17 protein-coding genes are annotated in these 21,415 nt (G+C 76.0%); 5 read left to right on the top strand and 12 right to left on the bottom strand.

Translation table 11 applies throughout. From position 1 onward, the window contains the following. Nucleotides 1-19: 19 nt before the first annotated feature. The 7 genes from KK617_RS10705 to KK617_RS10675 all read right to left on the bottom strand — a co-directional run bounded on the left by KK617_RS10705 (nt 20) and on the right by KK617_RS10675 (nt 11,690). Nucleotides 20-3,313, bottom strand: coding sequence for an ATP-dependent DNA helicase (locus tag KK617_RS10705; protein WP_277499990.1), 3,294 nt, complete (start codon nt 3,311-3,313; stop codon nt 20-22). Beyond that, nucleotides 3,310-6,591 carry an ATP-dependent DNA helicase gene (locus tag KK617_RS10700; protein WP_277499988.1) on the bottom strand — a complete coding sequence of 1,094 codons (3,282 nt, stop codon included), beginning with the start codon at nt 6,589-6,591 and terminating at the stop codon, nt 3,310-3,312. The genes KK617_RS10705 and KK617_RS10700 overlap by 4 nt, the downstream gene beginning before the upstream one ends. Before the next feature lie 38 nt (nt 6,592-6,629). Further along, complete coding sequence (locus KK617_RS10695; RefSeq protein ID WP_277499987.1) at nt 6,630-8,087, bottom strand: protein adenylyltransferase SelO; 1,458 nt, start codon at nt 8,085-8,087, stop codon at nt 6,630-6,632. A gap of 62 nt (nt 8,088-8,149) precedes the next feature. Then, a complete protein-coding gene (locus tag KK617_RS10690; RefSeq protein WP_277499985.1) occupies nt 8,150-9,133 on the bottom strand; it encodes a peptidoglycan-binding protein in 984 nt (327 codons plus the stop codon). 85 nt (nt 9,134-9,218) lie between these two features. Next, nucleotides 9,219-9,770, bottom strand: a complete 552-nt coding sequence (locus tag KK617_RS10685; RefSeq protein ID WP_277499983.1) for a flavin reductase — start codon at nt 9,768-9,770, stop codon at nt 9,219-9,221. After that, the gene (locus tag KK617_RS10680; protein ID WP_277499982.1) at nt 9,767-10,945 is read right to left on the bottom strand and encodes a DUF5931 domain-containing protein; all 1,179 of its coding nucleotides are present in this window, start codon (nt 10,943-10,945) and stop codon (nt 9,767-9,769) included. The genes KK617_RS10685 and KK617_RS10680 overlap by 4 nt, the downstream gene beginning before the upstream one ends. A gap of 4 nt (nt 10,946-10,949) precedes the next feature. Further along, nucleotides 10,950-11,690, bottom strand: coding sequence for a lysophospholipid acyltransferase family protein (locus tag KK617_RS10675; protein ID WP_277499981.1), 741 nt, complete (start codon nt 11,688-11,690; stop codon nt 10,950-10,952). Between the two features lie 103 nt (nt 11,691-11,793). On the opposite strand from KK617_RS10675, the gene KK617_RS10670 reads away from it, so the two are divergent. Together KK617_RS10670 and KK617_RS10665 are read left to right on the top strand one after the other, a co-directional pair. Next, entirely contained in the window at nt 11,794-12,555 is a 762-nt protein-coding gene (locus KK617_RS10670) for an alpha/beta fold hydrolase (protein ID WP_277499980.1), read from the top strand. A 19-nt stretch (nt 12,556-12,574) separates the two neighbouring features. After that, nucleotides 12,575-13,069 carry a hypothetical protein gene (locus KK617_RS10665; RefSeq protein ID WP_277499979.1) on the top strand — a complete coding sequence of 165 codons (495 nt, stop codon included), beginning with the start codon at nt 12,575-12,577 and terminating at the stop codon, nt 13,067-13,069. On the opposite strand, the gene KK617_RS10660 is transcribed toward KK617_RS10665, so the two are convergent. The 5 genes from KK617_RS10660 to KK617_RS10640 are packed head-to-tail and all read right to left on the bottom strand — an operon-like array spanning nt 13,066 to nt 17,172. Beyond that, nucleotides 13,066-14,070 carry an ROK family protein gene (locus KK617_RS10660; RefSeq protein ID WP_277499978.1) on the bottom strand — a complete coding sequence of 335 codons (1,005 nt, stop codon included), beginning with the start codon at nt 14,068-14,070 and terminating at the stop codon, nt 13,066-13,068. The genes KK617_RS10665 and KK617_RS10660 overlap by 4 nt on opposite strands. Before the next feature lie 4 nt (nt 14,071-14,074). Then, nucleotides 14,075-15,022 (bottom strand): ROK family glucokinase, encoded by a 948-nt coding sequence (locus KK617_RS10655; RefSeq protein ID WP_277499977.1) that lies wholly within the window; start codon nt 15,020-15,022, stop codon nt 14,075-14,077. Further along, nucleotides 15,019-15,555 carry a hypothetical protein gene (locus tag KK617_RS10650; protein WP_277499976.1) on the bottom strand — a complete coding sequence of 179 codons (537 nt, stop codon included), beginning with the start codon at nt 15,553-15,555 and terminating at the stop codon, nt 15,019-15,021. Before KK617_RS10650 ends, KK617_RS10655 begins: the two co-directional genes overlap by 4 nt. Further along, nucleotides 15,552-16,736: an ArsA family ATPase gene (locus KK617_RS10645; RefSeq protein WP_277499975.1), complete on the bottom strand. Its 1,185-nt coding sequence runs from the start codon at nt 16,734-16,736 to the stop codon at nt 15,552-15,554. Before KK617_RS10645 ends, KK617_RS10650 begins: the two co-directional genes overlap by 4 nt. Continuing rightward, nucleotides 16,729-17,172: an SRPBCC family protein gene (locus tag KK617_RS10640; protein ID WP_277499974.1), complete on the bottom strand. Its 444-nt coding sequence runs from the start codon at nt 17,170-17,172 to the stop codon at nt 16,729-16,731. Before KK617_RS10640 ends, KK617_RS10645 begins: the two co-directional genes overlap by 8 nt. 155 nt (nt 17,173-17,327) lie before the next feature. Here KK617_RS10640 and KK617_RS10635 point away from each other — a divergent pair, with 155 nt between their 5' ends. From KK617_RS10635 to KK617_RS10625, 3 genes are all read left to right on the top strand, one after another. Further along, on the top strand, nt 17,328-19,118 hold the full coding sequence (locus tag KK617_RS10635; RefSeq protein ID WP_277499973.1) for an AMP-dependent synthetase/ligase: 1,791 nt from the start codon (nt 17,328-17,330) through the stop codon (nt 19,116-19,118). 186 nt (nt 19,119-19,304) lie between these two features. After that, nucleotides 19,305-20,039 carry an RcpC/CpaB family pilus assembly protein gene (locus KK617_RS10630; RefSeq protein WP_277499972.1) on the top strand — a complete coding sequence of 245 codons (735 nt, stop codon included), beginning with the start codon at nt 19,305-19,307 and terminating at the stop codon, nt 20,037-20,039. Nucleotides 20,040-20,106: 67 nt separating this feature from the next. Next, nucleotides 20,107-21,297 (top strand): AAA family ATPase, encoded by a 1,191-nt coding sequence (locus tag KK617_RS10625; protein WP_277499971.1) that lies wholly within the window; start codon nt 20,107-20,109, stop codon nt 21,295-21,297. The last annotated feature ends 118 nt before the right edge of the window (nt 21,298-21,415 follow it).

The raw sequence follows: 21,415 nt of genomic DNA, 5'->3' as shown, positions 1-21,415 counted from the left end.
GAGCGTAGGCGCGCGGCCCTCAGCCCGGCGCCGCGCCCCGCACCAGCTGCTCCAGGCCGACGCGCCCCGGCAGGTCGCGCGGCTCCACCACCCGTCCCGTGCGGACGTGGCAGAAGACCGCGCGCACCCGCTCCACCGGCACCCCGCGGAGCTCGGCCCACGCGAGGCGGTAGAGAGCGAGCTGCAGCGGGTCGGTGCGCCCGCCCCGCCCGGTCTTCCAGTCGACGACGAGGAAGTCGGCGTCGCCGCCCGCCGGTTCGGCGTACACCGCGTCGATGCGCCCCCGCACGACCTGCCCGGCGAGCACCAGCGCGAACGGGGCCTCCGTCGCGAGCGGCACCCGCTCGGCGAACGGGCCGGACTCGAAGGCGGCCACCACCTCGGCGAGGTCCCGCTCGTCCTCGATGTCGGTGTCGGCCCGGCCGGGCACCTCGTCGGTCGGGATCAGGGTCTGCTGGTCGAAGCGCGTCTCGACCCAGGCGTGGAAGCGCGTGCCGAAGCGGGCCGCCGCCGACGGCGGCCGGGGCATGGGCCGCGCGAGCTCCCGTGCCATCACCGCGGGGTCGTCGCGCAGCCGCCCCAGCGCGGTCGCGGAGATGCTGGGCGGCAGGGGGATGTCGACCTGTGCCGCCACCTGCCGGCGGGCCTCCGCGAGCAGGCGCTCGATCTCCTCGTCCCACTCCGCCACCTCGGCGATGCCGACGATGTCGAGGTCCGCGTCGTCGGCCTCGCCGCCCTCGCCCGCCGCCAGTCGCTCCTGCTCGGCGCGCACCATCCGGGCGGCCACCAGCCGCCGCTCGACCTCCGGGGTGTGCCCGTCGACGGGCCACGGCACCGGGGGCTTCTCCGCCTTCAGCGGGTTGGGCGTGTCCTTCGGCGGCCGCTCCACCCAGCGCTCGGGCTCGTCGCCGTCGTCCGCCATCGCCTCGGCCAGGGTCACCAGGTACGGCGAGGGCCCGACCGGCGAGGCCCGCGTCGCGGTCCACAGGTACGCCGACGCCACCAGCTCGTGGCGGGCGCGGGTGAACGCGACGTAGCCCAGCCGCAGCTCCTCCTCGGCCTCGTGGGCGCGGGCGTCGACCTTGAGGGCGTCGAGGTCGGCCTTCTCGTACCCCCGCAGCTGGGGCACGTCGCGGGCGTCGCCCCGCAGCGGGGAGGGCAGCACCGCCGGTCCCGTCGTCCACTGCGTCCGGGTCTGCTTGGTGGGGAACTTGTCCTCCCCCACCCCGACGCAGAACACGACGTCCCACTCGAGGCCCTTCGCACGGTGCACCGTCAGCAGCTTCACCGAGTCGGCCTCGGTGGGCGTGGCCACGTCGAGGCCCGTGCCCATCTCGTCCTCCGCGCCGAGGTAGGCCAGCAGCGCGCCGAGGCCCGTGGCGCCGTCGACGGCCTGGAAGTCGGCCACCGCCCGCACGAACAGGTCGAGGTTGTCGCGGCGGGCCGCGGCCGCGGGCGACGTCGAGCTCGCGAGCTCGACGTCGATCCCGCTCACGTCGACGATGCGCCGCACCAGGTCGAGCAGCGGCTCGTCGACGTGGCCGCGCAGCATCCGCAGCTCGCCGGCCAGCAGCCCGATCCGCACCCGGGCCTCGCGGGAGTAGGGGTAGTCGGGCGCCTCGCCCGGCGACTCCAGCGCGTCGCACAGCGACGAGATCTCGGTCGGGTCGGCGCCCTCGACGGCGACGGCCAGGGCCTCCTCGACACCGTGCTCGAGGTCGCTGGCCGGGCCCGTCGCGGCCAGGTCGCGGGCCCGTCGACCCAGGATCGCCAGGTCCCGCGGACCCAGCGCCCACCGCGGGCCGGTCAGCAGCACGAGGGCCGAGGCGTTCGCGGTCAGGTCGTGGAGCAGGGTCAGCGTGGCGACCACCTCCGCCACCTCCGGCAGGCGCAGCAGCCCCGACAGGCCGACGATCTCGACCGGCACCTCGCGGGCGGTCAGCGCGTCGAAGACGTCGGCCGCGTGCCGGTTGTCGCGGGTCAGCACGCCGATCTCGCGCCACGGCGTCCCCGCGGACCGGGTCGCGAGCACCTGCTCGGCCAGCCAGGCCAGCTCGTCGTCGTACGTGTCGTGCACGGCGACGCGGACCCGCCCCTCCGCCGCGCCGTCGGGGGCCCGCAGGGGTCGCACGACGTCGTGCGCGGCGTACAGCGGGCCGGCGAGCCGGTTCGCGGCGGCCAGGATGCGGCGGTCGGAGCGCCGGTTGACCGTCAGGGCGTAGGTCGCGACGTCGGACGCCCCGTCGGCGCGGGGGAAGTCGTGGCCGAAGCCGAGGATGTTGGAGACCGACGCGCCGCGCCAGCCGTAGATCGCCTGGTTCGGGTCGCCCACGGCCGTCACGGCGTGCCCGCGCCCGGTCCCCGGCGTCGGACCCGAGAACAGCTTGCGCAGCAGCAGGGCCTGGGCGACCGAGGTGTCCTGGTACTCGTCGAGCAGCACGACGGCGTACTTGCCGCGCTCGAGGGCTCCGACGTCCGGGTGCTCGTCGGCCAGCCGCGCCGTCAGCGCGATCTGGTCGGAGAAGTCCATGAGCCCCAGCGAGCCCTTGAGCCGCCGGTACGCCGTCACGAGGTCGAGCAGCTCCTCGCGCCGCCCGATGGTGTTGAGCACGCCCTCGAGGTCCTTCTTGCCCCGCGAGACGGCCAGCGCCTCGGTGAAGCGCGGCCGCTCCCGCGCGTGGAACGCCCGCACGTCGTCGGGCTCGACGAGGTGCTCGTTGAGGGCGCCCTCGAGCGCCACGATGTTGCCGATGACCGTCGCGGGGTGGTCGCTCAGCAGCTCGACGGGGCGCCGGTGGCGCGTGATGGCCCGCTCCGCGAGCTGGTAGCGCGACGCGTCCGCCATCACCCGCGTGTCCGGCTCGTGGCCGATCCGCAGGCCGTGCTCGGTCAGCAGGGACGCGGCGTACGCGTTGTAGGTCGCGACCGTCGGCTCCAGCACCTCCTCGCCGTCGTCCTCGGGGGACGGGCGCGAGCCGGCCGGGCCGAGCCCCGCGACCGCGAGGGCCTCGCGGACCCGCGTCGAGAGCTCGCGGGCCGCCTTCGTCGTGAAGGTGAGGCCCAGCACCTGCTCGGGGCGCACCTGGCCCGTCGCCACCAGGTAGACGACCCGCGCCGCCATCAGCGTGGTCTTGCCGGACCCGGCGCCGGCGACCACGACCGCCGGCTCCAGCGGCGCGCTGACGGCGCGCCACTGCTCGTCGCTCACCGGGTACGGCGCCCGCATCACCCGCTGCAGGTCGGCGGGCGTGCGGATCTCGACCGGGGCGGTCGCCCCGGTCGTCACGCCCGGCTCCACCGCCGTGCCCGTCACGACAGCACCGTCCCGGCGCCCGTGGCGGGACACGTGGCGACGAAGGCGCACGTGTCGCAGTGACCGCCGGCGCGGGCCCCGAACGACTCCCCGCGCACGACGCGGGCGGCGAGCGCCAGCTGCTGCTCGACGAGCCGACGGCCCGTCGCGTCGGCCTCCTGTGGCGGCTGGGCCTGCACCTTGACGCTGCCCCGCGTCTCCTTGCGCAGCTGCACCAGCTCGGCGCCGCCGGAACGGGCGGGGCGGTGCTCCGGGGGCAGCAGCTCGTCGGCGGCGCCCAGCTCGACCGCCAGCTGGTAGAGCCCCAGCTGCGGGTGCTCGGCCACCTCGGCGCCGGTCGGCGGGTACTTCCCCGTCTTGAGGTCGACCACCACGACGCGGTGCTGGTCGTCGATCTCCAGGCGGTCGGCGAAGCCGTTGAGGACGATGCGCTCGCCGTCGTCCAGGCGCAGCTCCGCACGCAGGTGCTGCTCGACACCGAGCACGCGCCGCGCCTCGGGCCGGGTGTGCCACCGCAGGAACCGCAGCAACGCGGCCCGCGCCTCGGCCCGCTCCCGGGCGCCGGACCACGGGGTGCGGAAGGACATCTGGGGCCACACCTCGTCCACGTGGGCAATGAGGTCGTCCACGGCGGCCGGGTCGCCGGGCAGCTCCCCCGTCGCGACGCGCTCCGCTAGCGCGTGGAGGACGAGGCCGAAGCCCTGGGAGGCGCTGCTGACCTGGCTGCCGCCCGCCTCGCGCTCGAGGAACCAGCGCAGGGGGCAGACGAGGATGGAGCTGAGCGTGCTCGCCGAGATGCGCAGCGGCTGGTCGGCCGGGCGCACCGGGGTCTCCGCGAACGTCAGGCCGCGGGTGCCCCACCACGTGCCCGGGTCGGCCGCGCGCACCAGCGGGCGCCCCTCGACGTCGCGGGCCGAGGCCAGCGCCGCCAGCCGGCGGGCGGCGGCCCGGCGCACCTCCTCCGGGCGCTCGGGGTCGGCGACGGTGCGGCGCAGGTGGGCGACCACGCCAGTCATCGACAACGGCCGGGTCGGCCGCCCCACCCGGTGGACCGGGTCGACGCCCGTCTCGGCGAGGAAGCGCGAGGGCTGCTCCCCGTCGTCCTCCGGGGAGCGCACCGCGGTGACCACGAGGCGCTCCCGGGCGCGGGTGCAGGCCACGTAGAAGAGGCGGCGCTCCTCCATCAGGGCCTCGCGCACCCCCGGCGGCGGCAGCAGGTCGTCCCCCGGCCCTCCGATGCGGTCGGCGCCGAGGAGGGTCACCCGGCGGCGCAGGTCGGGCCACGTCTCCTCCTGCACGTGGGCCACGACCACGAGGCGCCACTCCAGGCCCTTGGAGCGGTGAGCGGTGAGGAGGCGCACCGCGTCGCCGCGCACGCCCCGCTCCGCGAGGGTGTCGGACGGGATCTCCTGCGCCACCAGGGTGTCGAGGAACGAGCCCACGCCGGTGTGGCCCCGCTGCTCCTCCATCTTGGCGGCGCCCTCGAACAGGGCGCAGACCGCGTCGAGGTCGCGGTGGGCGCGCCGCGCCGCGGCGCCGCCCAGGGTGGTGCCCCGGCGCAGCCGCTCGGGCCAGGACGTGCCGGACCACAGGGCCCACAGCGCCTCCTCCGCGGTGCCGCCGCCGTCCACCACGGCGCGCGCCGCCCGCAGGAGGTCGCCGAGGGCCCGCGCCTTCGCCACGCCCGCGACGCCGGCCGCGTCGGCGTCGTCGAGCCGCCCCGGCTCCAGCACCGCCTCCCGCAGCACGTCGGCCGAGGGCCGCGGAGCACCCCCGTCCGCCGCGGTGCGCGCCCGCTCCTCGAGCCGCACGTGGCGGGCCAGCGCGCGCACCTCGGTGGCGTCGAGACCGCCGAGCGGGGACGTGAGCAGCGCCTGCACCTGGCCGGCGTCGACGAACGACTCCGCCTCGGGATCGGTGACGTCGAGGTGCACGACCGTCCGCAGCGCGTCGAGCAGAGGTGCCACGGCGGGCTCCCGAACGAGCGGGAGCTCGTCGGCCGCCACCTCGACCGGCACCCCGGCCGCGGACAGCGAGCGCCGCAGGGCCGGCAGCGTCGCCCGGCCCGAGCGGGCCAGCACCGCCATGTCGCCCCACGCCACCCCGTCCTCGAGGTGGGCCCGGCGCAGCAGGTCGGCCAGGTGCTCGGCCTCGGCCCGCTCCGTGTCGAAGGTCAGGACCTCGACGCGGTCGCGCGGCGCCCCGGGCGCGGTCACCGGCGCGCTGAATACCTCCCGGGCCACCGGGTCGATGCTGCCCGCGAGCGAGAGCCGCGAGGCGACCGCCGTGGCCGTGCGGAGCACCCGCGGGCCGAAGCGACGGGTCGTGGCCAGCACCGCGACCGGGGCCGGCGAGCCGTCGGCCTGCGGGAACGCCCGGGGGAACTCGAGGATGCCGCGCACGTCGGCGCCCCGGAAGCCGTAGATGGACTGGTGGGGGTCGCCCACGGCCACCAGGTCCCGCCCGTCGCCGGCGAGGGCGCGGAGCAGCTCCACCTGGCCGGGGTCGGTGTCCTGGTACTCGTCCACGAACAGGCACGAGTACCGCTCCCGCAGCTCGTCGCGGTGGTCCTCGGCCTCGATCACGGCGCGCCGCACCAGGTCGGCGTAGTCGATCGCACCGGTGTGGTCGAGGATCGTGAGGTACTGCCCCAGGAACGCCCCGGCGGCGACGAGCTCGGGGGCGGCGGAGCGCTCGCCCAGCTCGACCAGCTCGTCCGCGCTCAGCCCCTTCTCGCGGGCGCGCGCCAGCACGTGGTGGACCTCGCGGGCGAAGCCGCGGGTGCCGACCGCGCGGCGCAGCGCGTCGGGCCAGCGCACCGACTCCGGCGCGTCCGTCAGCAGCTCGGCGAGCACGACGTCCTGCTCCGGGGCCGACAGCAGGCGCAGGGGCGCGGCGTACAGCTCCGGCGGCGAGTAGCGGCGCACGAGGCCGTAGGCGAACGAGTGCACGGTCGAGCAGAGCGCCGCCTCGGTCGTCCGGCCGAGGCGGGCCGTCACGCGGTCGCGCAGCTGCTCCGCCGCCTTGCGCGAGAAGGTGAGGGCGAGCACGGACGAGGGGTCGGCGCCCCGGTTCTCCACCCGGTCGACGATCGCCTCGACCAGCGTCGTCGTCTTGCCCGTGCCCGGCCCGGCGAGCACGAGCAGCGGCCCGCCCGGGTGGTCGACGACGCGCTGCTGGTGCGCGTCGAGCCTGGGCACCACGACGTCGTCCTGCGGGCGCACCAGCTGGTACGCCGGACCCGCGACCGACCCTGCGACCGACCCTGCGACTGCCATGCCGACCATCCCAGCACGGCCCACCGACAGCTCCGGGCTCAGGTGCCGCAGAAGGTCTGGTAGTCGCCCGCGTCGGGGCCGGGCTCGGCGTACCGCTCCAGGCCGGGCCGCTCGTCGTACGGCGCCGCCAGGACCTCGAGCAGCCGCTCGAGCGGGGCGAGGTCGCCGTCCGTGGCCGCCGCGAGGGCCTCCTCGACGAGGTGGTTGCGGGGCACGTAGACGGGGTTGACGCGGTCCATCCGGTCCGCGTCCGGCTCCAGCGCGCGCCACCGCTCCAGCCAGGCGTCGACCTCGGGCAGGTCCAGCACGAGCGCGCGCACCGCCTCGACGTCACCCCGCGCGGCGCGGCCCAGCGCCCGGAACGCCGTCGTCCAGTCGACCCGCCCGGAGCGCAGCACCTCGAGCAGGCCCTCCGCGAGGTCCATCGTCTCCGCGTCGCCGAGGCCGGCGGGCAGGCCCAGCTTGTCGCGCATCCCGCCCGCCCAGGCCGCGACGTACGCCGTCGCGAAGCCGCCGAGCAGGTCGGTGGCCCGGGCGATGGCCGCCTCCTCGTCGGTGTCCAGCAGCGGCAGGAGCGCCTCGGCGAACCGGGCCAGGTTCCACTGCGCGACGGCCGGCTGGTTGCCGTAGGCGTAGCGGCCGCCGCTGTCGATCGAGCTGAACACGGTGGCCGGGTCGTAGGCGTCCATGAACGCGCACGGCCCGTAGTCGATGGTCTCGCCCGAGATCGTCACGTTGTCGGTGTTCATCACGCCGTGCACGAAGCCGACGAGCATCCAGCGCGCGACGAGCTGCGCCTGCGCCGCGACGACCGCCGAGAACAGGGCGGCGTACGGCTCCTCGGCGCCCGCCAGCTCCGGGTGGTGGACCTCGATGGCGTGGTCGGCGAGGCGGCGCAGCAGGTCGGGGTCGCCGCTCGCCCGCGCGTGCTGGAAGCTGCCGACCCGCAGGTGGCTGCTGGCCACGCGGGCGAGGACCGCGCCCGGCAGCACCGTCTCGCGCTGCACCCGCCGTCCCGTCGCGGTGACCGCCAGCGAGCGGGTGGTGGGGATGCCGAGCGCGTGCATGGCCTCGCTCACCACGTGCTCGCGCAGCATCGGGCCGACCACCGCGCGACCGTCGCCGCCGCGGGCGAAAGGGGTCCGCCCCGATCCCTTGAGGTGGAGGTCGAACCGGCGGCCCTCGACGTCCGCCAGGTCGCCGAGCAGGAGCGCCCGTCCGTCACCGAGGCGCGGGGAGAACCCGCCGAACTGGTGGCCGGCGTACCCCTGGGCCACGGGGTGGGCGCCCTCGGGGACGAGGTTGCCGACGAGGAGGCGCACGCCCTCGGGGCTGCGCAGCACGTCGGGGTCGAGGCCCAGCCGGCGGGCCAGCGGCTCGTTGAGCACGAGCAGCCTCGGGTCGGGGGCCTCCTCGGCCCGCCAGTCGACCGCGAGCTCCGGGAGGGCTCGCGCGAAGCGGTCGCCGAGGGTGGGCAGGGCCGTCGTGGTGGTCACCTCTCCCAGCGTACGACGCGGCGTCCGGGCGCCCACCCTCCTCACGGGCCAGACCGCGCGCCTCAGCCGATCGGCGCGACCCCGCCCTCGCGGGCGACGAGGTCGCGCGCCAGCGTCTCCCACCGCGCGTACGCGTCGGGGTAGGCCGAGCGCTGCACCGCCTGGGCGCCCTGGGTGATCGTCATCGACTGCCACCCCGCGACGTCCAGCAGCCCCGGGTTCGGGGTGTGGACGGCGACGCCGTAGAACGCCTTCGAGGCGAGCACCGGGTCCTGCACCTGCGCCTCGCTGCCCCAGCCCTGCGACGGGCGCTGCTGGAACAGGCCGAGGGAGTCGCGGTCGCCGAAGTCGACGTTGACGAGGGTGGACTCCTGCAAGGCGGTGGCGAGCGCGACGACCCAGCCGCGCTCGGGCACGCCGGCGCCCTTGCCGACCGCGATGATGGTGCGGGCGTTGGCCTTCTGCGCCTCCGACAGGGAGTCGTACGACGACCCGGGCGGCTGCGTCCCGCCGGAGCCGAAGAGCGCGTCCCACGTCTGCGGCCCGGCGACCCCGTCGACGGCGAGGCCGCGGGCGGACTGGAACGCGCGCACGGCCGCGGCCGTCGCCGGTCCGAGGTCGCCGTCGGCGCTCAGCGCCGCGCCCCGGGCGTTCAGCAGCGTCTGGAGGGCCTGCACCGCGGGCCCGCGGTCGCCCTCGCGCAGCGTGACGACGAGCGCCCCGATGGTCCGGGGCCCGGCGATCCCGTCGGCGGTGAGGCCGCGGTCGGCCTGGAACGCGGTCACCGCGGCCCGCGTGCCCGAGCCGTACTGCCCGTCGGCCGCCGTCGCCCGGCCGTGGTGGGTCAGCAGGTGCTGCACCGCCGTGACGTCGGGGCCGCTCGACCCCGTCGTCAGGGTCGGGTACGCCGCGTGCGCTGCGCCCGGCGCGCCGGTGAGCAGCGCCAGGGCGAGCAGGGGCGCCAGCAGCGTCAGGAGCGCGCGCTGCAGGCCGGGCCCGCCGCGCGGCGCCGAGTAGTCAGGTCGTCCGTCCCGAGAGGAAGCCATGCGGCCCAGTCGAGCACGGGCGCCGGGGCGGCGGAACCCGCTGCGGGGCGGAGATCTCCGGCCCGTCCTCGGCGGGACCTGCGCGTCAGCCGCGGCCGTAGCGGCCGCGGCGGTGGACCAGCGGGGCGTCGGCGGCCGCGGACGCGTCACCGGCCGCCGCGGCGGCGTCCGGCGCGGGCTCGAGGTGGGCCTCCTCCACCACGCAGGTCACGAGGCGCGCCCAGCCGACGTCGGTGGCCGACTCGAGCCGCACCCCAGCCCAGCCCTCGACGCCGTCGAGGAGCGGCCCCCACGCGGTGGGGGTGAACGTCGCCTGCCGGAAGGGGCCCCCGGGCGCGGGGGCGAGCCCGGCGAACACCTCGGCGAGGTCGCGGTGGCGCCAGCGCAGCAGCTGCACCACGGCGCGCCCGGTCTCCTCCAGCGCGTCGGTGTGGTCCGCGTCGGGGTCGAGCAGGGCCAGCACCCGCCCGGGCTCGCCGTGGGCGACCATCAGCGAGCTGACCGTCAGGCCGGCCCGCGTCGCGCCCTCCCCCGCGGTCCACAGCGTCACGGCGCCGCCGAGGCGCCCGCGGAGACGGCGGACGGGGTCGCGTCCCGGCTCGGGGTCGGCGAACGGGTGGGTGGTGTGGATCGTCACGACGCCACCTTCCCCGACCGCGGCACGGTGAGCTCCCACTCCGTGCCGAACGAGCCCGTGGCGAGCTCCGCCGTACCCCCCAGGTCGGCCAGGCGCCCCCGCACCGAGCCGGAGACCCCGAGGCGGCCCGCGGCCTCGGCCTCGGCCAGCCGTCCGGCGGGGATGCCGGGGCCCTCGTCGCGCACCGTGAGCACGACCGCGTCCCCGAGGTCCTCCAGCAGCAGCCAGGCCGGGGCGTCGTCGCCGACGTGCACCGCCACGTTGTCGAGGCAGGCCCCCGCCGCCGCGACCAGCTCGGCCACCACGTCGGCCGGGAGCAGCACCGGTACGCCGGGGGTCACGACCGCGACCCGGGGGCGGTCGCGGTGGCCCAGCTCCTCCACCGCGCCGGCGAGGTCGACCTCGTCCGGGGCGCCGGCGTCCGGCGTCGCCAGGGTGTCCTGCTGGCGGATGAGGGCCCGCAGCGCCGCCTCCTGCTCGCCCGCGAGCCGGGCCAGCTCCGCACCGCCCGGACCCAGGTCGGCGCCGCGACGCTGGGTCAGCGCGAGCACCTGCAGCACGCCGTCGTGCACGGCGCGCGCGAGCCGGGCGCGCTCCGCGGCGGCGGCGGCGACGCGCTCGGCGCGGTCGCGCTCGGCGGCCATGCGCTGCAGCGACTCGCACAGGTAGCCCACCAGCGGCGCCCCGATGCCGATGAGGAAGAGGTGGCCGTAGTTCGTCTGGCTCAGCTCCTGGCGCACCGACACGTCGGCCGCGATGAGCACGACAGCGGCGACGAGGCCCCCGCGCCAGCGCCAGTGGACCGCCCAGGCGAGCAGCGCCCCCATGATCCAGAAGCCGGGGATCGTGGCCCGCAGGCCCTCGCCCTTCACGGGCAGGCTGAGCAGCAGGAGGGCGGCGGTCACCGCCAGGTCGAGCACGAGCAGGGGCGCGCGGCGCCGCGCGGGCACGGCGTACCCCCACAGAGCCACGCCGGTCCACCCGACCATGAGCAGCAGGCACGCCCACAGGCCCCACGCGACCTGGGCGTTGTCGCGCCGCACCACGTTCAGGGCGACGGCGTTGACGAGCAGCACGACCCGCAGCACCGCGAGCGCACGGAACATGCGGTCCTCGACCGCGACGGCGGCGGCGTCGCGCCAGCCCGGCGGGAGGATGCGGAGTCGGCCCGCCACGGGGTCAGGAGGCCTTGCGGTCCTCGGGGGCGCCCCGGTCGGCCGCCGACGCGTCGGAGGCGTCCGACTTCTTGGCGTCGGCCTTCGCCCGGCTGGCGTAGACGTCGACGTACTCCTGGCCGGACAGCTCCATGATCGCGTACATGATCTCGTCGGTGACCGAGCGCAGGATGTAGCGGTCGCCGGACATGCCCTCGTAGCGGGAGAAGTCGAGCGGGGCGCCGAAGCGGACGGTCGGTCGCGCCATGCGGCCGAACTTCTTGCCGGGAGGGGCCACGGTGTCGGTGTCGACGACGGCGACGGGGACGACGGGCACCCCGGTCTCCAGCGCGAGGCGGGCCACGCCCACCTTGCCCCGGTAGAGGCGGCCGTCGTGGGAGCGGGTGCCCTCCGGGAAGATGCCGAACAGCTCGCCGCGGCCCAGCACCGCCTTGGCGGACGTCAGCGCGCCCTCGGCGGCGTTGGCGCCGGAGCGGTCGATGGGGATCTGCCCGGCGCCCGAGAAGAAGGTGCGCTGCAGCCGGCCCTTGACGCCGCGGCCCGTGAAGTACTCCGACTTCGCGACGTAGCTGACGCGGCGCGACAGGACGAGCGGCATGAAGAGCCAGTCGGCGTAGGACAGGTGGTTGCTCGCGAGGATCGCGGGACCCTCGGCGGGCACGTTCTCGAGGCCGTCGCTGCGGGGCCGGAAGACGACGCGCAGCAGGGGCCCCAGGGCCACGAGCTTCAGGAACCAGTAGAACACCGTCAGACCTCCTCCGGACCGGGCCGCCGCCTGCCCGCGGTCCGCCCGCGACACGACCGAGTCGAACCCTAGACCCTGCGGGGCCCGGTGCAGAATGCCCGCCATGGCCATCCACCCGCTCGCGCACCCCTTCTCCGCGCCCGCCCGTCCCGACCTCACGGGTGGGCGCCGCGTCGGCGTGCTGCTCAGCCACGGCTTCACCGGCTCCCCCGCCTCGATGCGGCCGTGGGGCGAGGCGCTGGCCGAGCGCGGGTACGCCGTGGAGGTGCCGCGGCTGCCCGGGCACGGCACGACCTGGCAGGAGATGAACCGCACCGGGTGGGCCGACTGGCACGGCCACCTCGAGCGCACCCTCACCACGCTCGCGGACGCCTGCGACGCCGTGGTGGTCGGCGGCCTGTCGATGGGCGGCGGGCTCGTGCTGTCGCTGGCCGCCCGTCACCCCGAGCAGGTCGCCGGGGTCGTGCTGGTCAACCCCGCCGTCACGACCACGAACAAGCAGCTGAAGGCCGTGCCCGTGCTGCAGCACCTCGTGCCGTCGGTGGCCGGCATCGGCAACGACATCGCCAAGCCCGGCGCCGACGAGCACGGCTACGCCCGCACCCCACTGCGGGCGCTCGCCTCGATGACCCGCGGCTGGCGCACGGTGCAGGCCGAGCTCGAGCGGGTCCAGGCGCCGGTCCTGCTCTTCCGCTCCCGGGTCGACAAGGTCGTGGACCCGTCGTCGGGGGCGCTGATCCGGGCCCGCGTGCCGCAGGTGGAGGAGCGCGTGCTCGAGCACAGCTTCCACGTCGCCACCCTCGACCACGACGCGGAGCGCATCATCGAGGAGTCCGCGGAGTTCGTCGCCCGCGTCACCGCCTGAGCGTGCCTACACTCGTCGGGTGAACCGCGGCAGCGAGGACGAGGCCTGGCGGGCCATCGTCGAGAACTACGGGGACCGCGCCGAGATCGACGACGACGCGTGGCCCGCCGACGCGTCCGGCGGACCCGGGTCCGGCCGCACCGCGAGCCCCGTCGAGCGCCCGGGCGAGGGCCCGGACGAGCGACCGGACGACCTCACCGACGACCTCGCCGACCTGCCCGGCGACCTGCCCGACGACGTCCCGGCCGCGCCGGTCCGCGACCCGCTCGAGGACCGGTTCGTCCCGCCACCACCCCCGCCGCTGCCCCGCCCGTCGCCGCCCCGGCTCCTCGCCTGGGTGGGGGTGCTCGGCATGCCGGCGCTGCTGGTGCTGACGCTGCTGCTCGGCATCGTGCTGTGGCCGGTCGTCTCCTCGTTCATGGTCGTGTGGTTCCTCGGGGGCTTCGCCTTCCTCGTGGCCTCGATGCCCACGCAGCGCGTCGACGGCGACGGGGACGACGGCGCGGTCGTCTAGCGCAGGTCGGCCGCGAGCGCGGCGGCGCCGACGATCGCCGCCTCGGGGCCGAGCTCCGCGACGCGGACCGGCGGCACCGCGCGGTACGGCGCGCCCACCAGCGAGCGCGACAGCGCGGCGCGGGCGGGCTCGAGCAGCCGGTCGCCGGCCGCGGACACACCTCCGCCGACCACCACCACGTCAGGATCGAGCACGGCCACGAGGTTGGCCAGCCCGACGCCGAGCCAGTCGCCCACCGCCCGGAACGCCTGCAGCGCGACCAGGTCGTCGGCCTCCGCCGCGTCGGTGACCATGGGGCCGGTCAGCCGCTCCGCGACCCCGCCGCACCAGTCGTCGAGCAGCGTGGGCTCCCGGCCCACCCGGGCCCGGGCGAACGCGACGAGCGCGTTCCCGCTGCAGTACTGCTCCCAGCAGCCCCGCCCGCCGCACTCGCACGGCTCGCCGTCGGGCACGACCTGCTGGTGGCCGAACTCCCCGGCCATGCCGTTGCGGCCCCGGAGCAGCCGGGGCCCGGCCCCGGCGTCCAGCACCACCGCCCCGCCGAGGCCGGTGCCGACCGTGATGGTGACCGCGAGCGACGCGCCGCGCGCGGCGCCGTGCAGCTGCTCGGCCCAGGCGGCGGCGTTGGCGTCGTTGTCGAGCCGCACCGGCGCGTCGAAGCGCTCCGCCAGACGCCGGCGCACGGCCTCGCCCCGCCACGGCAGGTGGGGGGCGAACATGACGCGCTCCCCCGCCCCGTCGACGAACCCGGCGGCCGCCACGCCGACCGCGGCGACGGGCCGGCCGTCGGCGACCTCCTCGACGGCCTCCGCCACGGTGCTCTCCAGCAGCAGCACGCTGCTGTCGCGGCCGGGGGTACGCCGTACCGCGACCGCGTCGAGCCGCCCGTCCGGCGCCACGACGCCCGCGAGGATCTTCGTGCCGCCGACGTCGACGCCGATGCGGACGCCGCCGCCCCTGCCGCCCGTGGCGTCGACCCGCGTGTCCCCGTGCGTGCTCACGCCGTCACCGGCGGGCGAGGTCGGCCGCGCCGATCATCCCGGCGTCGTTGCCGAGCACGGCGCCGAGGATGGCGGGGGCCGGGCGGAAGCCGCGGCCGCTCAGCGTGTGCGCGAACCGGTCGCGCAGGGGGGCCAGCAGCAGCTCCCCCGCGGCCGAGACGCCGCCGCCGATGACCACCATGCCGGGGTCGAGCACGGCCACGAGGGAGGAGACGCCCTCCCCGAGCCAGTGCCCCAGCTCGGTCAGCTGCTCGACGCAGAAGGGGTCGCCCTGCTGGGCCAGCTCGGTGACGAGCGGACCGGTGATGCGTCCCGGGTCGCCCCCGGCGCGATCCAGCAGCGGACGGGCGAGGAGCGAGCCGCCCACCGCGTCGGCCCGGGCCTCCCGCACCAGCGCGGACCCGCTGGCGTACTGCTCCCAGCAGCCGTGGTTGCCGCACCCGCACAGGCGTCCGCCGTGCACGAGCCGGAGGTGGCCGATCTCGGCCGCGATCCCGAACGCGCCGCGGCGCAGCTCGCCGTCCGCGACGATGCCGCCGCCCACGCCGGTGCCGACCGTCACCAGCAGCATGTCGCCGGTCGCGGAGCCGTGGCCCGCACCGAACACGTACTCCCCCCAGGCCGCGGCGTTGGCGTCGTTCTCGACGACCACCGGCAGGCCGGTGCGCTCGGCGAGCTGACGGCCCAGCGGCTGGTCGCGCCAGGCGATGTTGGGGGCGAACAGCACGGTCGACCGGCCGGCGTCGATGAACCCGGCGGCGCCCACGCCGACGTGCTCGACCGGGTGCTCCGCCCGCAGGTCGTCGACGAGGCAGGCGACCGTGTCGACGATGGCCTCCGGGTCAGTGGCCGGGGACTCCGCCCGCAGGCGGGCCAGGATGCGGCCGGACTCGTCGACCACGCCGCCGGCGATCTTGGTGCCGCCGATGTCGATGCCGCAGGACAGGCTCACCGGGCACCGCCCGTCGTGTCGTCGTCGGTGGACAGGTCGCCGTCGAGGTCGATGTGCTCAAGGCCGTCGGCCCGCCCGCCGCCGCCGGACCCGTCGGGCGACCCCTCGGGGCGCGCCTCGGCGGCCGCGCTGAGGAGCCCGGCCGCCGCCTGCAGCAGTGACGCCGCCGCGGACGCGAGGTGGGTGCGCACCTCCGGGGTCACGGCGTGACGCAGGGCCTGCGCGCCGCGGCACACGGGGCACCAGGTGCACTCGGCCGCGCCACCCGTCGTACCGGTCCGGGGGTCGTGCGGGGCGTCGTGCGGGGCGTCGTGCGGGGCGTCGTGCGGGGCGTCGTGCGGGGCGTCGTGCGGGGCGTCGTACGGGTTGGCGTACGGGTCGGCGGCGGGACCGGCGTGGCCGCCAGCCCCGTGGTCGCGGGCCCAGTCGGAGAACGCGCCGAACAGCTTGACCGCCTCCTCGCCGACGCTGCCGACCGCGGCCTCGTGGTCGGTGCGGGCGCCGGGGGCCTCCCGCTCGTCGTGACCCTTCACGTCGTCCCCTCCTCGAATCGCACGACCAGCTCCCCCCGCTCCACCCGCGCACCGGCGATGCGCTGGTGCGCGAGGCCGCTGGGCAGGGTCAGCACGCGACGATACGACCCGACGGTCACGACCAGCTCGTCGCCGGTGCGGGCGAGGGCGACGTCGCTGCGCTCCACCAGCGGCAGCGTGAGCCGGACGGTGGCGGACCCCTCCCTCCGCTCGACCGCGTAGGGGCCGGGACCGACTGGTACGGCGAGCGGGTCGCCGTCGCCGTGCACATCGGCCACGAGCGCGGCCAGGGCCTCGGCGCCCACCGGCTCCTCGGCGCGGTAGACCGAGCGCCACACCGGCAGGCCGGCGAACGACTCCTCGGCCTCGGCGAGCACCGCGGCCTGGGCGCGCGCCCAGCCGGCACGCCACGCGTCGGCGCCGTCGTCGTCGGGGAAGACCCGGTTCGCGACGACCCCGTCCACGCGGTAGCCGAAGAGCGACAGCATCGTCCACGAGCGCCGTGCCTCGGCCAGCACGACCCGCTCCGGCGTCAGCACGAGACGGACCGAGGCCTGCGGTCCCGTCAGCAGCGCGTGCACCTCGGCGAGCTCGGCGTGCAGCCGCTCGAGGGCGTCGAAGACCCCGTCACCGGGCATCGGCACCCCGGCGGCGCGGGTGAGCACCGGCTTGAGCGCCCGCACCACCGTGCGCTGGGCCGGGAAGATGCGCTGGACGTACCACCCGAGCGCCTCGGGCAGCGCCAGCAGCCGCAGGGTCTCGGCGGTCGGCGCGCAGTCGACGACGATCACGTCCCAGCGTCCCGAGCGGGCCTGCAGCCGCAGCTCGAGCAGCGCCAGCACCTCCTCGGCGCCGGGCAGCACGGTGAGCTCCTCGGCCGCCACCCGGTCGACGCCGACGACGTCGAGCACCGAGAGCAGGTAGCGCTGCACCTCCGCCCACGACTGCTCGAAGCGCAGCTGGGCGTCGACCTGCTGCACCCACAGGCCGTCGGCCACGGGTGTCGGCTCGGCGCCCACGGGCACGCCGTACGCGTCGGCGAGCGAGTGGGCGGGGTCCGTGCTGAGCACCAGGGTGCGCGCGCCGCGCGCGGCGGCGAGGGCCGCCGTACCCGCTGCGAGGGTGGACTTGCCGACCCCGCCCTTCCCGGTGAGGAGCAGGACGCGCGGGTCGTCAGCCAAGGGCCTCGACGCGCTTCTTGAGACCCTTGAGGGCCGTGTCGATGAGGATCTTCTCGCCCTTGCGGCGCAGCATGCCGATGAGCGGGATGGTGACCTCGAGCGCCAGGCTGTAGGTCACCTCGGTCGACCCGCCGCCCAGGTCGCGCAGCACGTACGAGCCGTCGAGGGCGCGCAGGATGCCGCCCTGCACGAGCGTCCAGGTGACCTCGCGGTCGCCGTGCCACTCGTAGGCGAGCGTGTACTCGTCCTTGATCGGCGCCACGTCGAGCACGAAGCGCACCTCGCGGGCACGCTCGCCGTCGGCACCGGGGGTCACGACCTCGACCGACTTCATGCCGGTCGCCCACTGCGGGTACGCCGGGAAGTCGGCGATGACGGCCATGACGACCGAGGGCGGCGCGTCGATCACGATCGTGGACGACGTCTGCTCTGCCACTGCGACCTCCCAGGCCTCCGGAATCACCACCGCCGTCGGTCTGCGGTCTGACGCCCGGCGAGCGTACCGGATCGCGGTGGCCTCCGATCGCGGCGGTAACGTGCACCGCGGATCACCCCCACCACGTGCGTCCCCGAGCAGCCAGGAGCCCCTCTGTGCGCGAGTACTCCACCCCCATGACGATCGAGATCCCGAGCACCGGGAACCTCACCGACGACGTCGTGCGCAACGCCGCCGAGGCTCCCGACGCCGTCGTCTTCAGCCGGCCCGACGGGTCCGGCGGGTGGGCGGACGTCACCGCGGCCACGTTCCTCGCGGAGGTCACGGCGGTGGCCAAGGGTCTCGTCGCGGCCGGGGTGCAGCCGGGCGACCGGGTGGTGCTGCTGTCGAAGACCCGCTACGAGTGGACCCTCGCCGACTACGCGATCTGGTTCGCCGGCGCGGTCACGGTGCCGGTCTACGAGACGTCGTCCGCGGAACAGGTCGCGTGGATCGTCGCCGACTCCGGCGCCGTCGCCGTCCTCGCCGAGACGGCCGACCACGTCGCCCGCGTCGCCGAGGCGCGCGAGCAGGCCCCGGCGCTCGCCCACGTCTGGTCCTTCGACGACGACGCCGTCGGCGTCCTCACCACCCTCGGCGGTGACGTCGCCGACGCCGACCTCGAGGCCCGCCGTACCGCGAGCGGCCCGGGCGACCTCGCCACGCTCATCTACACGTCGGGCACGACGGGCCGGCCCAAGGGCTGCGAGCTGACCCACGGCAACTTCATGTTCGAGCTCGGGGTCGCCGTCGACGAGCTGGACGACCTGTTCGACGAGGGGGCCTCGACCCTCCTCTTCCTCCCGCTGGCGCACGTGTTCGCCCGGATCATCCAGGTCGGCTGCGTCAAGGCGCGTGTCCGGATGGGCCACTCCAGCGACATCAAGACCCTCGTCGCCGACTTCGGCGTCTTCCAGCCCCACTTCATCCTGGCCGTGCCGCGCGTGTTCGAGAAGGTGTTCAACACCGCGAGCCAGAACGCCGCCGCGGACGGCAAGGGCAAGATCTTCGACCGCGCCGCCGACGTGGCCATCGCCTGGTCCCGCGCCCGCGACCACGGCCGTCCCTCGCTCGCCCTGCGCCTGCAGCACGGACTGTTCGACCGGCTCGTCTACGGCAAGCTGCGGGCCGCGCTGGGCGGGCAGTGCCGGTACGCCGTCTCCGGTGGCGCGCCGCTCGGGGAGCGGCTCGGCCACTTCTACCGGGGCATCGGCCTCGGCGTGCTCGAGGGCTACGGCCTCACCGAGACGACCGCCGCGCTCACGGTGAACCTCCCCGACGCCCAGAAGATCGGCTCCGTGGGCCGGCCCCTGCCGGGCACCGCGGTGCGGGTGGCCGACGACGGCGAGCTGCAGTTCCGCGGCGGCCAGGTGTTCCGCGGTTACTGGGGCAACGCGGAGGCGAGCGCCGAGGCGCTCGACGCCGACGGCTGGTTCCGCACGGGCGACGTCGGCGAGGTGGACGACGAGGGCTTCGTGCGGATCACGGGGCGCAAGAAGGAGATCATCGTGACCGCGGGCGGCAAGAACGTCGCCCCCGCCGTGCTCGAGGACCGGCTGCGCGCCCACTTCCTCGTCTCGCAGTGCATGGTCGTGGGCGACGGCCAGCCGTTCGTCGGCGCCCTCGTCACCATCGACCCAGAGTCGTTCCCGGCGTGGGCCCAGGCGCACGGCAAGACCGGCGAGATCGCCGACCTCGTCGACGACCCCGACCTCGTCGCGGCCATCGAGGGCGCGGTGGACGACGCGAACAAGGCGGTCTCGAAGGCCGAGGCCATCCGGAAGTTCTCGATCCTGCCCGTCGACTGGACCGAGGAGGGCGGGCAGCTGACCCCCAGCCTCAAGCTGAAGCGGAACGTGGTCATGCGCGAGTTCCGCAGCGAGGTCGAGGGGCTCTACGGCTCCTGAGGCCGCGGGCCAGGGCCGGTCTAGACCACCCTTGGGACTTTCGGCCACCTCCTGCGCAAAAGCGCTCGGCGCGGCGGGCCGGTCGGGCAGGGTGAGGCGCGGGGAGGGGTCCGTGCCGTGCGTCCGCGGCGGCGGGCCGGCCGTCCTCCCCGCACGCACGTCTCGCCTGGAAGGACCCCCTCCCCCATGGACCGACGCAGGATCCTGCTCGTCGTCGCGGCCGTCGTCGCCGCGCTCGGGCTCGTCATCGTCTTCCTCTACGCCCGCCAGGCCGACGCCCGTGCGGACGAGCGGTACGACGCCGTCGACGTCTACAAGGTCGTCAAGCCCATCGAGCTCGGCGAGACCTTCGACGCCGCGCTGGCCGAGGGCAAGATCGAGCAGCAGGCGGTGCCCCGGGGCCAGCTGCTGGAGGGTTACGTGACCTCGGAGAACGCCACGAGCCTCGAGGGCCAGCTGGCGGCCATGGACATCGCCCCGGGCGAGCAGGTCACCACGGCCAAGTTCGCCGAGGAGGTGCGCACCGGCGTGGTGCTGCCCGTGCCCGAGGGCATGCTCGGCCAGTCCGTCGAGCTCGACGACCAGGGCCGCGTCGCCGGCTTCGCCAGCCCGGGCGACTCCGTGGCCGTGCTCGTGGCCACCGGTTCCTCGGCCGCCGTCGTGCTCGTGCCCGAGACCCAGGTGCTCGCCGTCGGCTCGTCGTCGCCCATCGCCTCGCCGACGACGGAGGGCGAGGCGGGCGCGGCGGAGGAGAACGCCGTCGCCAACACGGTCGTCACCCTCGCGCTGACCCCCGAGGGAGCGCTCGACCTGACCGCGGCCATCGACGCCGGGTCCACCATCACCCTGGCGATCCGTGGCGAGGGCGTCCAGCTGCAGCGCGGCCAGACCGTGCCCGGCTCGACCGCCCTCTCCCCCTGACCCCCGGCGCGGCGGCTCCCGCCGCGCGCCCGCGGACGTCAGCACCAGCGATCCGAACGAGGAGACCATGCCCGTCGTCGTCGACCCCGACAGCTCGACCCTCAGCGAGCTGCTGACCGCCCTGCCCCCGGGCGGGCACGGGATGGACAGCACGGAGAAGCTCGCCGCCTGGCTCGACAACCGTCCCGACGAGTACGTCGCGGTGATCGGCCCCGGCGTCGACCTCGCCGTCGCCCTGGAGATCTGCGAGACCCTCCGGTTCACCCGACCGACCGTCAGCGTCGTCGTCGTCCGCGACCACGTCGACACCGACGTGCTGACGAAGGCGATGCACGCCGGCGTGCGCGACGTCGTGCCGGGGGCCGACCTGGCCGCCATCAGCGGCGCGGTCGAGCGCGCCTACCAGCTGTGGATCGCCCTGCGGGGCCCCGGCGGCGTGGCCCGCCAGGGCCGCATCGCGGCCGTCTTCTCGCCCAAGGGCGGGGTCGGCAAGACGACGGCGGCCGTCAACCTCGCGCTCGCTCTCGCGGACCGCGGGGCGCGGCAGGTCTGCCTCGTCGACCTCGACCTGGCGTTCGGCGACGTCGCCATCACCCTGCAGCTCTTCCCGTCGCACTCCATCGAGCACGCAGTCGGCTCCGAGGAGGCCCTCGACTTCCGCCTCCTCGAGCCCATGCTCACGCGGCACGAGGACTCGCTGATGGTGCTCGCCGCCCCCAGCACCCCGGACGCCCGCGACCGCATCACGCCCACGTTGGTGGCCCGCACCCTCCGGGTGCTGGCGGAGAACTTCGACTTCGTCGTGGTCGACACCGCGCCCGCCTTCGACGAGCTGACGCTGACCGCCCTCGACGAGACGGACGAGTGCGTCATGGTCGCCACCCTCGACGTGCCGACGCTGAAGAACGTCAAGGTCGCGCTGGAGACGATGGACGCCCTGGGCATCGCCCAGGGCCACCGCCACCTGCTCCTCAACCGCGCCGACGACGAGGTCGGCATCAGCGCCGAGAAGGTCGAGGCCATCCTCGGCCTCGAGATCGCCGCCCAGGTCGCCACCTCCGTGGAGATCGCGGCCGCCACGAACGCCGGGCGTCCCATCGTCGCGGCCAAGCCGGAGCACGGGTCGAGCGCGCAATTCGTGCAGCTCGCCGCCCGCCTCGCCGGCACCTCCGCGCCGGGCCACCCGGCCTCCCCCACCACGTCGAACGCGTCGGAGGAGCCGCGCGACGAGCGGCGCTTCTTCCGCCGCCGGAGGTGAACCACCCATGAGCACCCTCGCCGAGCGCCTCGCCGCCGCGGCCGCCCGCCGCCAGCCCGCCCGCCCCGCCCCCGACGCCGTACCGGCCGACGCCCCCGCGGACGCCCCCGCCGGTGGC

The organism is Nocardioides sp. ChNu-99, from assembly GCF_029493445.1.
GTDB lineage: Bacteria > Actinomycetota > Actinomycetes > Propionibacteriales > Nocardioidaceae > Nocardioides.
Note: the sequence above shows the minus strand (reverse complement) of the source record. Positions and strands in the feature narration are given on the sequence as shown.

Coding starts and splice junctions, on each gene's coding strand:
- KK617_RS10700 (WP_277499988.1), bottom strand. CDS start 6,591: ATGGCAGTCGCAGGGTCGGTCGCAGGGTCGGTCGCGGGTCCGGCGTAC.
- KK617_RS10690 (WP_277499985.1), bottom strand. CDS start 9,133: ATGGCTTCCTCTCGGGACGGACGACCTGACTACTCGGCGCCGCGCGGC.
- KK617_RS10670 (WP_277499980.1), top strand. CDS start 11,794: ATGGCCATCCACCCGCTCGCGCACCCCTTCTCCGCGCCCGCCCGTCCC.
- KK617_RS10630 (WP_277499972.1), top strand. CDS start 19,305: ATGGACCGACGCAGGATCCTGCTCGTCGTCGCGGCCGTCGTCGCCGCG.
- KK617_RS10625 (WP_277499971.1), top strand. CDS start 20,107: ATGCCCGTCGTCGTCGACCCCGACAGCTCGACCCTCAGCGAGCTGCTG.